The 14,613-nt window shown below is 62.1% G+C and carries 16 protein-coding genes and 1 other RNA gene; 8 read left to right on the forward strand and 9 right to left on the reverse strand.

Annotated features, from left to right (window positions below; genetic code table 11):
- Window positions 1-204: 204 nt before the first annotated feature.
- Genes ftsL through mraZ form a run of 3 tightly spaced genes read right to left on the reverse strand, consistent with a single transcriptional unit; the run spans window position 205 to window position 2,097 of the window.
- Window positions 205-540 (reverse strand): cell division protein FtsL, encoded by a 336-nt coding sequence (ftsL, locus tag AUC71_RS01960; protein WP_069622917.1) that lies wholly within the window; start codon window positions 538-540, stop codon window positions 205-207.
- A 55-nt stretch (window positions 541-595) separates the two neighbouring features.
- A complete protein-coding gene (gene rsmH / locus AUC71_RS01965; RefSeq protein ID WP_342021581.1) occupies window positions 596-1,618 on the reverse strand; it encodes a 16S rRNA (cytosine(1402)-N(4))-methyltransferase RsmH in 1,023 nt (340 codons plus the stop codon).
- Complete coding sequence (gene mraZ / locus AUC71_RS01970; RefSeq protein WP_069622919.1) at window positions 1,615-2,097, reverse strand: division/cell wall cluster transcriptional repressor MraZ; 483 nt, start codon at window positions 2,095-2,097, stop codon at window positions 1,615-1,617. Before mraZ ends, rsmH begins: the two co-directional genes overlap by 4 nt.
- Before the next feature lie 390 nt (window positions 2,098-2,487).
- On the opposite strand from mraZ, the gene AUC71_RS01975 reads away from it, so the two are divergent.
- Both AUC71_RS01975 and katG read left to right on the forward strand, forming a co-directional pair.
- Complete coding sequence (locus AUC71_RS01975; RefSeq protein ID WP_204376610.1) at window positions 2,488-3,456, forward strand: alpha/beta fold hydrolase; 969 nt, start codon at window positions 2,488-2,490, stop codon at window positions 3,454-3,456.
- A gap of 112 nt (window positions 3,457-3,568) precedes the next feature.
- Window positions 3,569-5,782 carry a catalase/peroxidase HPI gene (gene katG / locus AUC71_RS01980; protein ID WP_069622929.1) on the forward strand — a complete coding sequence of 738 codons (2,214 nt, stop codon included), beginning with the start codon at window positions 3,569-3,571 and terminating at the stop codon, window positions 5,780-5,782.
- A 102-nt stretch (window positions 5,783-5,884) separates the two neighbouring features.
- On the opposite strand, the gene AUC71_RS01985 is transcribed toward katG, so the two are convergent.
- Together AUC71_RS01985 and rnpB are read right to left on the reverse strand one after the other, a co-directional pair.
- Window positions 5,885-6,049, reverse strand: coding sequence for a DUF1328 domain-containing protein (locus tag AUC71_RS01985; protein ID WP_069622921.1), 165 nt, complete (start codon window positions 6,047-6,049; stop codon window positions 5,885-5,887).
- A gap of 136 nt (window positions 6,050-6,185) precedes the next feature.
- Window positions 6,186-6,591, reverse strand: an RNA gene (gene rnpB, locus AUC71_RS01990) — RNase P RNA component class A.
- Between the two features lie 215 nt (window positions 6,592-6,806).
- On the opposite strand from rnpB, the gene AUC71_RS01995 reads away from it, so the two are divergent.
- The 4 genes from AUC71_RS01995 (at window position 6,807) to AUC71_RS02010 (ending at window position 9,608) form a co-directional block, all read left to right on the forward strand.
- Window positions 6,807-7,541 carry a Crp/Fnr family transcriptional regulator gene (locus tag AUC71_RS01995; RefSeq protein ID WP_069622922.1) on the forward strand — a complete coding sequence of 245 codons (735 nt, stop codon included), beginning with the start codon at window positions 6,807-6,809 and terminating at the stop codon, window positions 7,539-7,541.
- 86 nt (window positions 7,542-7,627) lie between these two features.
- A complete protein-coding gene (locus AUC71_RS02000) occupies window positions 7,628-8,701 on the forward strand; it encodes a hypothetical protein (protein ID WP_204376611.1) in 1,074 nt (357 codons plus the stop codon).
- A gap of 196 nt (window positions 8,702-8,897) precedes the next feature.
- Complete coding sequence (locus AUC71_RS02005) at window positions 8,898-9,158, forward strand: hypothetical protein (protein ID WP_141701380.1); 261 nt, start codon at window positions 8,898-8,900, stop codon at window positions 9,156-9,158.
- Between the two features lie 177 nt (window positions 9,159-9,335).
- Window positions 9,336-9,608 (forward strand): hypothetical protein, encoded by a 273-nt coding sequence (locus AUC71_RS02010; RefSeq protein ID WP_069622924.1) that lies wholly within the window; start codon window positions 9,336-9,338, stop codon window positions 9,606-9,608.
- A gap of 319 nt (window positions 9,609-9,927) precedes the next feature.
- Here AUC71_RS02010 and AUC71_RS02015 read toward each other — a convergent pair whose 3' ends face one another.
- The 3 genes from AUC71_RS02015 to AUC71_RS02025 form a co-directional block, all read right to left on the reverse strand.
- Entirely contained in the window at window positions 9,928-10,692 is a 765-nt protein-coding gene (locus tag AUC71_RS02015) for an N-acetylmuramoyl-L-alanine amidase (protein ID WP_069622925.1), read from the reverse strand.
- A 133-nt stretch (window positions 10,693-10,825) separates the two neighbouring features.
- On the reverse strand, window positions 10,826-11,467 hold the full coding sequence (locus tag AUC71_RS02020; protein ID WP_342021585.1) for a TerB family tellurite resistance protein: 642 nt from the start codon (window positions 11,465-11,467) through the stop codon (window positions 10,826-10,828).
- 189 nt (window positions 11,468-11,656) lie between these two features.
- Window positions 11,657-11,959: a hypothetical protein gene (locus AUC71_RS02025; protein WP_069622926.1), complete on the reverse strand. Its 303-nt coding sequence runs from the start codon at window positions 11,957-11,959 to the stop codon at window positions 11,657-11,659.
- Window positions 11,960-12,185: 226 nt separating this feature from the next.
- On the opposite strand from AUC71_RS02025, the gene AUC71_RS02030 reads away from it, so the two are divergent.
- Both AUC71_RS02030 and AUC71_RS02035 read left to right on the forward strand, forming a co-directional pair.
- Complete coding sequence (locus tag AUC71_RS02030) at window positions 12,186-13,292, forward strand: DUF4142 domain-containing protein (protein ID WP_069622927.1); 1,107 nt, start codon at window positions 12,186-12,188, stop codon at window positions 13,290-13,292.
- A 68-nt stretch (window positions 13,293-13,360) separates the two neighbouring features.
- Window positions 13,361-13,855: a DUF421 domain-containing protein gene (locus tag AUC71_RS02035; protein WP_069622928.1), complete on the forward strand. Its 495-nt coding sequence runs from the start codon at window positions 13,361-13,363 to the stop codon at window positions 13,853-13,855.
- Here the strand turns inward: AUC71_RS02035 and AUC71_RS02040 are convergent.
- Window positions 13,835-14,613, reverse strand: a 779-nt coding sequence (locus AUC71_RS02040) for an NCS2 family permease (protein WP_141701383.1), incomplete at its 5' end; no start/stop codon positions are given. The two genes, AUC71_RS02035 and AUC71_RS02040, sit on opposite strands and share 21 nt — an antisense overlap.

Raw genomic sequence — 14,613 nt, forward strand, 5'->3', positions numbered from 1 at the left:
TCAGTACGCGCGCCGCCGGCGGCTTCCTCGGTGCCAGCGAGCCGAGCGACACCCACGCCGCCCGCCGATCAGAACAAGGCGAGCGCGAACGCGAGAGCAGGCTAAGCGGAAGCGAGTACCGGCAGCGGGCATGGTAGGCGCGCTGCGCGCGCGCTTCGGCCGGATCGGATTTATCGGTCTGGCGCAAGATCGTTCGGGTCCCGTCTACTGGGCCTTAAGGGCGGCAGCTTTGGTGGACACAATGGGCGCGCCACCGCGCGCCAGGTCGCGCTCGGTTACCTCATCGAGGATGACAAGCTGCTGGGGATTCGCCGGTGCGAGCTTGAGATATTTCTTGGCGAGCCGCTCGATCCGTTCAGGGCGGTTAAGCAGGCTCCATTCGGCGCGCGCCACCGCAAGCGCGTCGCGCTCCTCCTCAATCTCCTTGTGCAGAACGACGATGCGCTCATCGAGCGCACGGGCCTCGTACTTCACCTGGTAGATGACATAAGCCAGCGCCACGAGGCCAAGAACAAGACAGATATTGACGAAACGCAACATGACACCAACGCGCGACTTGAACTGACGCGTTCCCCCTACTCACGGCCTACACACCCTAACCGCGCACCCCGGGTACCCCCAGCGCGGTGAGATCGAGCGGATGGGCGGGCGCTTCCGTACGCTCTCCGGCTCTCAGCCGTGCCGAGCGGGCCCGCGGATTCCCCCGAATCTCATCGTTACTAGGTTCTAAAGGACGACGGTTAATAAGCTGAAAGCTTGGCGCAAATTCTTCCACCGCCGGCGTCGGGCAAGTGCCGGGAGCCTTGGGCCCTGCGGCGCTGCGGCCGGCGAAGAAGCGCTTGGCAATGCGGTCCTCGAGCGAATGGAAGGTGACGACCACGAGCCGTCCGCCCGCCTTGAGAAGCCGTTCGGCGGCGCAAAGACCCTGGGCGAGCTCGTCCAGCTCGGCGTTGAGATAGAGGCGAAAAGCCTGAAAGGTCCTGGTGGCCGGGTGCTTGGGCTCGTCCCGCTTGCGGCCGAGGACTCCTATGACAACGTCGGCGAGTTCGCTCGTGCGTGTGATAGGCGCTTCGGCGCGCCTGGCGACGATGGCCTTGGCAATCGCGCGCGACCGGCGCTCCTCGCCGAACACATAAATAATATCCGCGAGCTCGGATTCTGCGAGGCTATTGACCAGATCGGCCGCGGTCGGGCCCTCATTCTCCATGCGCATGTCGAGGGGGCCGTCCTGTGCGAAGGAGAAGCCGCGCTCGGCCTGATCGAGCTGCATGGAGGAGACACCGAGATCGAGCACCACGCCGTCGACCGCCTTGAAGCCTTCGCTCTCCGCAAGCGCTTCCATTTCGCTATAGCGGCCGAGCATGGCAATGAGCCGTCCGGGAAAGTCCTCAGCCAGTGCGCCGGCAAGCGCAAAGGCCTCCGCATCGCGGTCGATGGCGATGACCCTGCAATTGGCTGTGTGGAGAATGGCCTTCGCGTAGCCGCCGGCGCCGAAGGTGCCGTCGACGACGATGTCGCCGTCCCTAGGCTGGAGCGCCGCCAAGACCTCGGAGAGCATCACGGGAATGTGGCGAGTCAGTCCGCCATCGGCAGCCGTGCTGCCGCGACTCGCCATCATTCCCGTGCTCCCTCTGGCCCGCCGCTTCCGCGACGCCCCGCGCCGAGTAACTTGCGAAGGTCGCGCACTTTGTTGCGTGCCTCCGCGAGATGAGTTTCGAAGCGCTTCGGCTCCCAAAGCTGAAATTTTTCGCCCAAGCCGACAAAAGTAATGTGGCCGGTGATCCCTGCGTGCTCGCGCAAGCGCTCGGACAGAATCGTACGGCCGTCCTGATCGATGGAGAGAATCTCGCTGGTGCCGAACAGGGCCGTGGCGAGCTGATCGCGCTCATCGGAGTAAGGCGCGAGATCTTCGACCAGATGATTGATCTTATCGATGAGAAGTTGTCCGCCGGCGTCGAGCGCGGGCGCGTCAAGAGACGGATAGCAGTAGATGCCGTCGAGCCCGTCCTTGGCGAGGACTGTGCGAAACGAAGCGGGGACGGAGACGCGGCCCTTGGTGTCGACCTTGTTGGTGAATGTCGAGACAAACTGGTCCATCTCCCCCTCACGCGCCTCGAAGCCGACGAAATTGACTGGAACTGGACCAACAGCGCTTCGGCGCAGACGCCCGCCTTTGGAAAAATGGGTGGAAGAAGCGGCGCGGTTCCCCCCGTGGCCTCTAAGGAAGCGCTGCCTGCTTCCCCCACCCCACTCACCGAACGGGCATTTATGGGATAGCATGGGATATGATGGGCGTCAATGGAAAGCAGCGGGGCAGTGCGCGCTTTTGTGGGAAACTCCGCGCCCTTCGGAGGTCCCAGCCGCTGCCTCTAGCTTGCGTTCAAGGCCAATTGCCGCGCCGTGGCGAAGCACGGTAGAAAGGACGCAGGGTTAACGTCCGAGGTTCCCGATTCGGTGGCCTCACGGTTTGCGTATTTGGGGCGCCCAGTGGCAGCCCGAATGAAGGCCACGGACTTGGCGGCGATGGCAGCAACAAGCTTAAGGGGCGTGCTCGGCTTGGTTGCCGCAACCTTGTGCGCGCTTGCCCTAGGCGCTCACGCCGCCAACAGCGACGATGAAGGTCCGGGCTTTGCCCGGCTCGGGCCGCCGGAGGCGCCTGTCAAACTCTTCTACGAGGAGAAGGGCCGCGGCTCGCCTGTCCTTTTGGTTCACGGGTTTGGCGCGAGCACCTACACTTGGCGCAATATCGCGCCGGGGCTTGCGGAAAATCACCGGGTTATCGCCGTCGACCTCAAAGGCTTCGGCCAGTCCGACAAACCCTTCGACGAGCGTTACTCCGTCTTCGATCAAGCCGAGCTCCTGAAGCAGCTCATCATCGACAACAATTTGCGCGATCTTACGCTTGTCGGGCATTCCTACGGCGGCGGCGTCGTGCTGGTGCTGGCGCTCGACGAGGACCCGCGCCTGACGGGCCGCATCTCGAAACTCGTGCTGCTGGATACGATCGCCTATCCCCAGGACGTCCCGGTGTTCTTCCGTATACTCGACACACCGTTTCTGTCGCATGTAGGCGTGCGCATGGTGCCGCCGAGCGTTCAAACACGCATCGCCCTCAGGATCGCTTATCTCGACAACAGCAAGATCGACGACGAGGAGGTTGAGATGTACGCGGCCCCCTTACGGACCGCGGCGGGCAAGCACGCCATCATCCACAGCGCGCGGCAGATCATACCGGAGGGGCTCGAAGAACTCTCCGAGCGTTATCGCTCGATCGCGGCGCCGACGCTGATCGCCTGGTGCGACCACGACCGCATCGTGCCGCTCGACGTCGGCCTGAAGCTTAGGCGGACGTTGCCGGACGCCGAGCTCAAGATCATCGAGGGCTGCGGGCACATGCCTCAGGAGGAGCAGCCTGAGGCCACACTCGACTTGATCCAAGGCTTCCTTAACGACTGAGCGACTTACCCTTAGATCAGTTTTTCTTATCGTGCCCATAGGCAAATACGATTTGAACTTATTCTAAGCTGACCGCAAGGTACTCTCCAGAATTCCCCAACCGGAGAGAATGATGGACGCGAAAGTCGATAAAGCGGGCGGTTGCCCCGTGGCGCACGGCGCTACGAACCTGAGCATGCGGTCAAACCGCGATTGGTGGCCGAACCAGCTGAACCTCAAGATTCTCAGCCAGAATTCGGCCAAGACCGATCCCATGGGCAAGGGCTTCAACTACGCCGAAGAATTCAAGAAGCTCGATCTGAACGCCATCAAGGAAGACCTCTACGCGTTGATGACCGACAGCCAGATGTGGTGGCCGGCCGATTACGGCCACTATGGCGGACTCTTCATTCGCATGGCGTGGCACAGCGCCGGCACCTACCGCACGGCTGATGGCCGCGGCGGCGGCGGATCGGGAACGCAGCGTTTCGCGCCACTCAATAGCTGGCCGGACAACGGCAATCTCGACAAGGCGCGCCGGCTCCTTTGGCCGATCAAGAAGAAATACGGCGACAAGATTTCCTGGGCCGACCTGTTCATCCTGGCCGGCAACTGCGCCATCGAGTCGATGGGCGGAAAGACGTTCGGGTTCGCCGGCGGCCGCGAGGACATCTACGAGCCCGAGGAAGACATTTACTGGGGCGGAGAGAACGAGTGGCTCGCCACGAGCGATCACGAGCTTGCGCGCTATTCCGGCGACCGTGAACTGGAGAACCCGCTCGCCGCCGTGCAGATGGGCCTCATTTACGTGAATCCGGAGGGCCCCGACGGAAAACCCGACCCTCTCGCCTCGGCCCACGATATTCGCGAGACGTTCGCGCGCATGGCGATGAACGACTACGAGACCGTGGCGCTGACGGCCGGCGGTCACACCTTCGGCAAGACCCACGGCGCAGGTCCGACGGACCAGATTGGCGTCGAGCCTGAAGCGGCGCCGATTGAAACCCAGGGCTTCGGCTGGCTGTCGAATTGGAAGAGCGGCAAGGGACGCGACACCATCACCAGCGGCCTGGAAGGCGCCTGGACCTCCAATCCGACCAAGTGGGATATGGGCTATTTCGACCTCCTGCTCGGCTATGAGTGGGAGCTCGGCCAGAGTCCCGCAGGCGCCTGGCAATGGCACGCGAAAGATCTGCGCGAAGAGGACATGGCGCCCGATCCGGAGGATCCGACCAAGCGCCTGCCGGTCATGATGTCGACCGCCGACATCGCGATGCGCATGGATCCGGAATACGAAAAGATCTCCCGCCACTTCCATGCCAATCCGGATGAGTTCGCCGATGCCTTCGCGCGGGCGTGGTTCAAGCTGACCCACCGCGATATGGGACCGAAGTCTCGCTATCTGGGCTCTGAAGTTCCGGCCGAGGATTTGATCTGGCAGGACCCGATCCCTGCGGTCGATCATCCGCTGATCGATGACGCGGACGTCGCCGACCTCAAGGCGAAGATCCTCGGCTCCGGCCTATGGATTCCGCAGCTCGTGACGACCGCGTGGGCGTCGGCCTCGACCTTCCGCGGTTCCGACAAGCGCGGCGGTGCGAACGGCGCCCGGATTCGTCTTGCTCCCCAGAGGGATTGGGAGATCAACGAGCCGGAACAACTCGCCAAGGTGCTGGGAGTCTACGAGGGCATCCAGCAGGCGTTCAACAGCGCGGCAAGCGGCGGCAAGAAAGTGTCACTCGCCGACCTGATCGTGCTCGGCGGTTGCGTCGGCGTCGAGGAGGCCGCCAAGAAAGCGGGCTATCCCGTGACGGTTCCCTTCACGCCGGGCCGGATGGACGCTTCGCAGGAGCAAACGGACGTTGAGTCGTTCGATGTACTCGAGCCGATGGCTGACGGTTTCCGCAACTACGAGAAGACCAAATATACCGTCACGACCGAGGAGTTGCTGATCGACAAAGCGCAGCTCCTGACGCTGACCGCGCCGGAAATGACGGTTCTCCTCGGCGGCATGCGGATGCTCGGCGCCAATTACGGTCAGTCCCGCCATGGCGTCTTCACCGACCGCGCCGAGACCCTCAGCAACGACTTCTTCGTGTATCTGCTGGATATGAGCACCGCGTGGAGCCCGGCAGAGGATGACGAGGGCGTGTTCGAAGGGCGCGACCGTGCGACGGGCGAGACCAGGTGGACCGCCACGCGTGCCGATCTCGTGTTCGGCTCGAACTCGCAGCTACGGGCGCTGGCCGAGGTTTATGCCCAGGACGACGCCAAGGAGAAGTTCGTGCACGACTTCTTGGCGGCGTGGACCAAGGTGATGAACGCCGATCGCTTCGATCTCGCGTGATCAATAGGCGCCGAAGCGCCCCTCCTCCTCCGGCGCTCGTTTGCAGAAACGGCCGACGCGGAATTCCGCGCCGGCCGTTTCTCTTCAATCAGTGCCGTCTCGCTACGCACGTCGCATGAAGTGCATGACGAGCGAGATCACAAGCAGAACCAGGAAAATAAAGAATAGGATCTGCGCAATGCTCGCAGATGCGCCGGCGATGCCGCCGAAGCCGAGCAGGCCGGCGATTAGCGCGATAACAAGAAACGTCAAAGCCCAACCAAGCATGGTCAGTCTCCTTTCGGTGAGCCGAAATGTTGGGATTCAACGCGCCGGGAGGCTAATCGGTTTCAGGAAATGTGGTGGATCGACGGCAAAAACTTGGAGGCCGGCGCGAGGGGATCACCCTCACGCCGGCCCTAAACATGTCACCAAGCCTGTAAGCCGGGTTCTGTTCCCCGCTTGCGCGAGGTGATGGCCATTCATCTGGGGCGTCTCTTGCGAGACGCCTCGTGCAACCAACCCGGGCGGCTTGTCCGGAAACAGACATAAGCGATTTCTCGCCCGCGCCGCCCCTATTCGGTCTTGCTCCCGGTGGGGTTTGCCTTGCCGCCTTTGTTGCCAAAGACGCGGTGCGCTCTTACCGCACCCTTTCACCCTTACCCGCTTTCCGCCCGAAGGCTTCAGACAGGCGGTTTGCTTTCTGTGGCACTTTCCCTAGGGTCGCCCCCGCCGGAGGTTATCCGGCACCGTGCTTCCAAGGAGCCCGGACTTTCCTCCCCGCCGCATACGCAAATACTAAGCGGCAGAGCGGCCATCCGGCCTGCTGACAACCCAAGATAAGGGGTTTGGCGTCCATCGCGTCAAGCATTTGAGACTCCGGCATCCTTAACTCGCTCTGGCGCAAGCCCGGCTCGTAACGGCTTTTTGATCCCTCTCCTTGCCATTGTTCCCATATGCTCGCGGCAATCTGCCGCGTTTGCCCGGATTTTGGCCCTTCGCCGATTCCAGGCGTTCCGGCTTCAAGCGGGACCTTTGTCGAGCGATGGCGAACCGAATCCTGATCACGCGCTGGCTCAACGCCTTTCCCGAGCTCGCGGAGCTCGAACCGGAAGCCAAGAGCGAGCTGCTCGGGGCCACCCAGTTCAACCGTCTGCGCGAAGGCGACATCGCCTACTACCAAGGGCAGACCTGCCAGAACTACGTGATGTGCATCGAAGGGCAGACCCGGATCTTCAAGACCTCGGAGTCGGGCCGCGAGATCATGCTCTATCAGGTGGGACCGGGCGAAACCTGCGTGCTGACAACCTCATGCTTGATTGCCGGCAACCCTTTCCCCGCGGAAAGCACGGCCCAGGCTGACGTCCTTTTGGCCGCACTGCCGGCCAATGTTTTCCACCGCCTCATGATCTCCTCGCCGAAGTTCCGGCACTACGTCCTCGGCAATTACGGCGACCTGCTGTCGAGCCTCATCATGCTGGTGGACGAAGTGGCGTTCGCCAGCCTCGACCTGCGTCTGGCGCGCCGAATCCTAGCCGAAGCCGACGCCAACGGAATCGTCTCGAAGACACATCAGCAGCTGGCGCTCGACCTCGGCAGCGTGCGCGAGGTCATCAGCCGGTATCTGTCCGAATGGGAGCGGATGGGCTGGGTGCGCTCCTCGCGCGGCTCCATCGAGGTGCTCGACCGGGCCGCGCTCGCCACTTACGCGCCGGCGACCCGGAGGACACGCGACCTGCTCTGCGCTCCGCCTCTCGGACCTGAAACGTCCGGATGGTGACCTAAGTCACAGACCGGATGCACCAAAGCGAACTAATAAACGACAGCTCGGACTCCAGCAAAAAATCGCCCAAGGAAATCAGAACAATGTTTCATAGCCCCGTCCTCAGGCTCTCCGTCTCTCTGGCGCTCCCGGCAATGCTCGCCGCGGCGCTGAGCTTTGGCAGCGCGACCGCAATCCGTGCCGCAGACGACATGTCTATGGCCCCCTCCCATGGCGAGTTCGACGACAGCTGCGCCATGGGCCTCGCCGACGGCCAGATGGTCAGCACCGATTGTTCGGTGAATTGGAGCGACGAGAACGGTAAGGTCTACTGCTTCTCCAGTGAGAACTCGAAGGCCTCCTTCCTCAAGGACCCGGAAGGCAACATTGCCAAAGCGAAGGCCTTCCTTGAGAAGCAGCACGCGGCCGCCGCATCCGGCGCCAAGGTCTTCAAGGACACCGACGTGAACGCCCGCGTCGAGGAGGTTCTCGCCGAGCGCTCCAAGGACGGCACATTCGTGTTCCACGACCCGAAGCTCGATACCGATCTCAACCTCGTCTACGAGGAGATCAAGATCGTGCGCGGCATGGAAGGCTATGGCTGGTTCGCCAACGTCATCTTTCACGAGAAGGACGAGCCGAAGAAGCAATACGCGCTCGATTTCTGGTTCAAACCGGAAGGCGACGAACTCATCCTCATGGATATTCGCGTGCAGAAGGGGCCGAAGCGCGACGGCGACGGCTATTTCATGATCACGCGGCTACCCGTGGCCTGGTGGTGGCTGCCGGTACAGGAGCACCCTGGCAGTATCGAAGGTGCCAGAGCTTGGCAGGTGATGAGCGCGATCCACGACTACATCCTCGAGAACAAGGACGAAGACGGCAATATCACCGTCAAGGACGAGAAGACGGGTGAGGATCTCAAGCTCCAGTTCGTCGAAATTCACCGCCCCGTGCGTCACCTCAAAGAAAAAGGCGATTACTTCGCCTGTACCGACTTCCGCAAGCCGGGCAGCAAGGACGAGTATTACGACCTCGACTTCTGGGTGGATGAGAAGACCGGCAAGCTCAAGGTCAACAAGGTCAAGGTGCACAAGGTCCCGGTGCAGGAAGACGGGGTTTGGACCCAGGTCGACCGCTATACCTTCGAGGGCATGGACTTCGAAGAGACGCTCTAGGCTCGCACCGTCGGTGTCCGCTTCCTGGACAAGGGATCGGAGCTTTTCCCTGATCGCGAAAACGTGACCGGCCTTCCGTGACCCCGGTCACACTTCTCAAGCGTTATTTCGCCGTAGAGTGGGCGCCATGCGCGGACCGGCTTCGCCGCCCTTCGCGCCAGAGTGTCCCCTCGATCCAGACCAGGAGGAAACTACGATGAAAGCGACCTATCTCATTCCGGCGATTGCAGGCGCGTTTCTGTTCACCACCGCCGCCTTCGCCGCCACCGGTGAATACGACAATATGTGCACTATGGGCCTCGCGCTCGACAAGAAGGTAGAGACCGACTGCTCCGTCAACGCGGAGATCGACGGCAAGACCTATTGCTTCGGCAACGAGGAGGCCAAGACGCTGTTCATGAAGGACCCGGAAGGCAACCTCGCCAAGGCCGAGTCTTTCTACAACGACAATCAGTAACTCTTGCACCCGCGAGATATGAGAAGGCCCGCCGGTATCGGCGGGCCTTTTTCGTGTGTCCAGCTCGACGCCCCGTGTCGTGGCAGCGCAATTGTCCATTGACGTCCGGGATTTTTTCTGACGTTTGACGTTCGCACAAAACGACCGAACGGGGTCAAAGTCTGAGAGGAGATGTCTATGAAGAAGGTTATCCTTGCCACCACCCTTGCTGGCGCCATGATGATTGCTTCCGGTTCCGTTGCGCTAGCCGCCGGGGATTTGGGCGAGTTCGGGAACAACTGCGCCTATGGGCTCACCGAGGGCACTAAGAAATTTACCGACTGCTCGGTCCAGGAGATGATTGGCGACAAGCGCTACTGCTTCAGCAAGCAATCCGCCAAGGAAGCCTTCATGGAAGACCCGGAAGGCAATGTCGCCAAGGCCGAAGCCTTCTACAACGACAACCAGTAGACCGCACCGTTCTCAACCTATCGCTGTGAGGCCCGCCCCCTAGGGGCGGGCCTCACTTTTTGGCTGAAGAGGTGCGCGCCAATCTCTAAAGATCGTTCGATCGCGCCAAGCTCTCCTTAACGCTCGCTGCGGACTGCCGCGCGGGCTTGGGGTAGCGCGCCTACAGTGTGGGCGCGTGCCACTGGGCATGCGTGGACGCATGTCAGGTCATGGAAGGGCAGATCATGAACCGGATTTTCACAGCCGCCGCCGGTCAGCATCCTCATGCTGGGGCTCGCTTCGGGCGCTCGCGGGCTCAGCGCGTAAAGAAGGAGCTACGCTAAACGCCGGCTGCCTCCGCGCGGGCGGCAAGCAGCCGCGCCAAGGTCTCGCAGGTGGAGCGGTCTGCGCGGCCATCCACGCGCGCAGGGCGGAAGTGGCGCTGAAAGGCCTCCACGACCTGCTCCAAACCTTTGCCGTAGGTCGAGGTTACCTCCACACCGTAGCCCAGTTCCTGCAATCCGCGTTGCAGGGCGGCGACCGCCTCGTTCTCATCGCCCTGGCCCAATCCCGCGTCGTCCCCAATGGGAACCGGCGCGACCCAGAGCCCGATCCCCGCGCGAGCTAGCCGTTCCCAGTCGAACCGCTCGCCGGGATCACGCTTCCGCCCCGGCGCAATGTCGGAATGGGCGAGGATGCGCGCCGGCGGGATGGCGTGGCGGCTGAGGATATCGAGGCACAGCGCCTCGACGGCCCTCATCTGCACGTCGGGAAATTCCGGATAGTCAAAATCATGGCCCGGGTTGTGAATCTCGATGCCGATAGAGCATGAATTGAGATCCGTCTCGCCAGCCCAGCGGCTTTGCCCCGCATGCCAGGCGCGCATCTCTTCGGCGACCATCTGGGTGATACGCCCGTCTTCGTCGACGAGATAGTGTGCGGAGACCTTGGCTTCCTCGCATGTCAGCCAATCGAGCGCGGCGTCGCACGACTCCATGCCCGTGTAATGCAGGATCAGCATGTCGGGCACTCGGCCTTCGCGACGCGGCTCGATATTCGGCGATGGGCGCCACTCAGTGGCGAGCGTGCTGTCCGGGGTGGTCATCTTGGCATCTGCTTAGTGCCATTGCCCGCTCGATGCGCAATCCAGCAACCAAGGCAATCGTAACGAACCGAGGTGGTAATTACTGGATTCCCGCCTTCGCGGGAATGACATCGTTGTTCGTCAAGGCCGTGACCTAAAGCCCGCGCTCCTTGGCGATCGCGTCGTAGGCCTCGTTGATGGTCGCGACCTTCTCCGTGGCGATGGCGATGAATTCCTTGGGCACGCCGCGGGCCATCAGCTTGTCGGGATGATTGTCGGCGATGAGCTTGCGGTACTGGGCCTTCAGCGCCTCGTTGGTCACGCTCGGTTCGATCTCCAGCACCTCATAGGGGTTGCGCTTGGAGGCGACCACGTGGCGCGCCTTGATGTAGCTGAACTCGGTTTCGGTGAAGCCGAAGCGGTTCGCGACCTGGGACAGGAACGCTTCCTCGCCGGGATGGAGCGCCTCGTCGGCCTTGGCAATGTGGAACAGACCATCGAGCACGTCTTCCAGCAGCTTGCGGTTGCCTTTGAACATGGTCGCGAGCTGCTCGGCATAGGCCTCGTAGCCGGACACGTCCTGCTTGGCCAGATTGAAGACTCGCGCCACGTTCTTCATCTCGCCTTCGGGCACTTTGAAGACTTCCTTGAACGCGTTGACCTCGTCCATGGTGACCACGCCGTCGGCCTTCGCCATCTTGGCGCCGAGCGCAATCACGCCCACGGTGAAGGCCACCTGGTTCTCGGCCGGCCCGTCCTGCTCCTGATCGCGGTCGATGACGTAGTGCCCCGCCACGCCTCCGAGAAGCGCCCCGATCGGGCCACCGATCGCGAGCCCCGCAGCGCTCCAGCGAGCTTTCCCCAAACCGACATTGCCGAAACCCCCTAAGACGTGTTGCTTTGGCTAGACCATACGGACTTTTGGTCCGCGTCGCATGTGGATATTCGCGCCGTTTCGCGCGGCCTCCGGGCCGCCGAAAGCCGCCTACCCTCTCATATTTGCGAGAATCGACATCTTTGGCTCGTCGACCTCGAGACCGGCGCGCAGGCGCCGTTCCACGTGCCAGGAGCGGACGAAAGTCCAGATGGCAAACCACACCGCAAGAAGAGCATTGGCGCCGCTGCCTACCCAGATGAAGGTGGAGCCGAGCTCGAAGAGGTTGGCGGCGGCAATAACGAACGCCTCGACCACGATGGCGAAGCCGCCGGCCATGACGATGGCCGCGCAGAGCGAAATAATGAAGATAACGAGCGGATTCCCGCCCTTTTTGGTCACTTCAGTGCTCATCGGCTCGGTCAGACCCTCAGGTGTTGGGTTGGGCGCCCTTCCTTAGCCGGGAGAACCGGCACTTACAAGGGCCTCCCGCATGTGAGGACCGCCATGCCGGAGCCGAACGCCCCGATTTCCCATCTCAGAGAATAGGCTAGGGAACTTGAGCGCCACAATGCCGTTGTTCCCGTATCGAACACACGGTCGCGTTCCCCCGCGCGGCCCTCATATACAGGAGGAATATATGAAAACGACCGCTTTTGCGGCGACGCTGGCGCTTACCTTGCCCTTGCTCGCCACCACATCCGTTTCCGCCTTGGCCGTGACGTCCGAAGAGTTCGTCAACAAGGCAACCATAAGCGACATGTTCGAGGTTCAATCCGGCAAGCTCGCGGCCGACAAGGCCAAAAGCGAGGACGTCCGGGACTTCGGTGAGCAAATGGTCGACGACCACACCGAGACCACCGATGATTTGATGGAGCTCATCAAAGATGAAAACATCGACGTTCAGCCGCCGACCGAACTTGATGAGAAGCATCAGGCCAATCTGGACAAATTGAAGAACCTTTCGGGCGCCAAGTTCGACCAGACGTACATCCCGATGCAGGTGCTGGCCCATGAGCAGGCCGTGAACCTGTTCGAGGATTACTCGAAGTCAGGCGACAATGATGCCTTGAAGGAGTGGGCGGTCGACACGGTTCCGACGCTCAAGGAGCACCTCGAGGAGGCCCGCGACCTCAACACCGAGCTGAGCAAGACAGCCAAGACTGCCGCCAATGACGATAAGGCCATGGATAAATCGGCCGACAAAAAGACCATGGACAAGGTGACCGACGAGACGGATGTCGACGGCGCCGGCAACATGGCCATGAACGAAAAGGCGGAGAACAAGAACGCGGACACGCCGCGGACCGGAAGGCACCGCCCCCCGTCCTTCGAGTACGTGACCCAGCAGTCCGCCTCCGATTGGACGGCCCAGACGCTGATCGGCAAGAGCGTAGAGAACAACAACGGCGAGACTCTCGGCGAGGTGAACAACGTGATCCTCAACGAGAAGGGCAAGGTCGTTGCCATTACGGTTGGCGTCGGCGGCTTTCTCGGTCTTGGCGAGAAGGATGTCGGGGTGCCGTTCGAGGCCCTGAAGTTCCGTGACGAAGACGCCGTGGACAACAACGCCGACGGTGACGATACAGCGGATGCGACCGACGACACTGTCACGCATGACAACGAGGTGGTCGTGATTGACGCGACGAAGGAGCAACTCGAGGCCGCGCCGAGTTTTGTGTGGCTCGACGAGAAGCGCGATAAGCGTGCCGATGCCGAAAATGACGCCGACACCGCAGTCGAGTAATCGAGCGGTCCTGAGTAAGACTGTTATGTGGGCGGCCTCGTGCCGCCCACTTTTTCGTGGAGGGCCCAATGTTCTTCGATAGCTGGTTCGGCCTGCTACGCGTGCTGATCGTGGGGACGCTGTCCTACGCGGCCCTGATCGCCCTGCTTCGCATCTCGGGAAAGCGATCCTTGAGCAAGATGAATGCGTTCGACCTGGTGGTGACCGTGGCGCTGGGTTCGACCTTCGCGACCGTGATTCTGAACAATTCCATACCATTGGCGGAAGGCGTCCTCGCGCTCGCCCTTCTGGTCTGTCTTCAGTTCGTCATCACCTGGCTCTCCGTGCGCTTTGAGCCGGTGCAGAACCTGATCAAGAGCGAGCCCACGCTGCTCGTGCGCGACGGCAACTACCTCACGGAAGCGATGCGAACGCAGCGCGTGACGAAAGAAGAGGTCGAAGCGGCCCTGCGTGAGAATGGGACGTCCGAGGTGTCTCAAGCCGCTTGCGTTGTCTTGGAAACCGACGGGTCCTTGAGCGTCATCCAGGCAGACGGCGCCACCTCAAGCAAAGACAAGCTTTAGCAGGAAGGCGAACGCAATGACCGCCACCGCGGCATTGATGTCGCGAAAGCGCCCGGTGAGCGCTTTCAGAATCACATAGGCGATAAAACCGAGCCCAATGCCGGTGGCAATCGAGTAGGCGAGCGGCATCATCAAGGCGATGATGAGCGCAGGGATGTACTCGGTCGCGTCCTCCCAGTGAATGGCGCCGAAACTCGCGGCCATGAGACAGGCGACGAACAGGATCGCCGGCGCGGTGGCGTAGACCGGAACGGTGTCGGCGAGCGGCGAGAGGAACAGCGCGAGCAGGAACAGCCCGGCCACAACCACCGCCGTGAGCCCCGTGCGGCCGCCCTCCTCCACGCCGGCGGCGCTCTCGATATAGGCGGTGGTGGTCGAGGTCCCGAGCACGGCGCCAAGCGACGCGGCGCCGGAGTCCGCAAGCAACGCTTGGCGCAGACGCGGCAGCCGCCCGTCCTCATTGAGAAAGCCCGCCTGGCGGGCGACGCCAATCAGCGTGCCGGCGGCATCCAAGATCATGACGAGCAGCAAGGCCAGCACCATGGCCATGGTGGCAAACTGAAAGATTTCCGAAAGGTCCATGGCGAGGAAGGTCGGCGCCAGCGACGGTGGCATGGACGCCATCCCGTGCCACGGCTCGAGGCCCGACAGGACGGCGATCACCGTCACGGCGAGCACGCCGATGATAATCGCGCCGGGGACCTTGCGCACCGCCAGCGCCGCGATGACAAGAAAGCCGCCCGCGGCGAGCAGCGCCT

Origin of the sequence: Methyloceanibacter marginalis (assembly GCF_001723295.1) — a bacterium.
Taxonomy (GTDB): Bacteria; Pseudomonadota; Alphaproteobacteria; order Rhizobiales; family Methyloligellaceae; genus Methyloceanibacter; species Methyloceanibacter marginalis.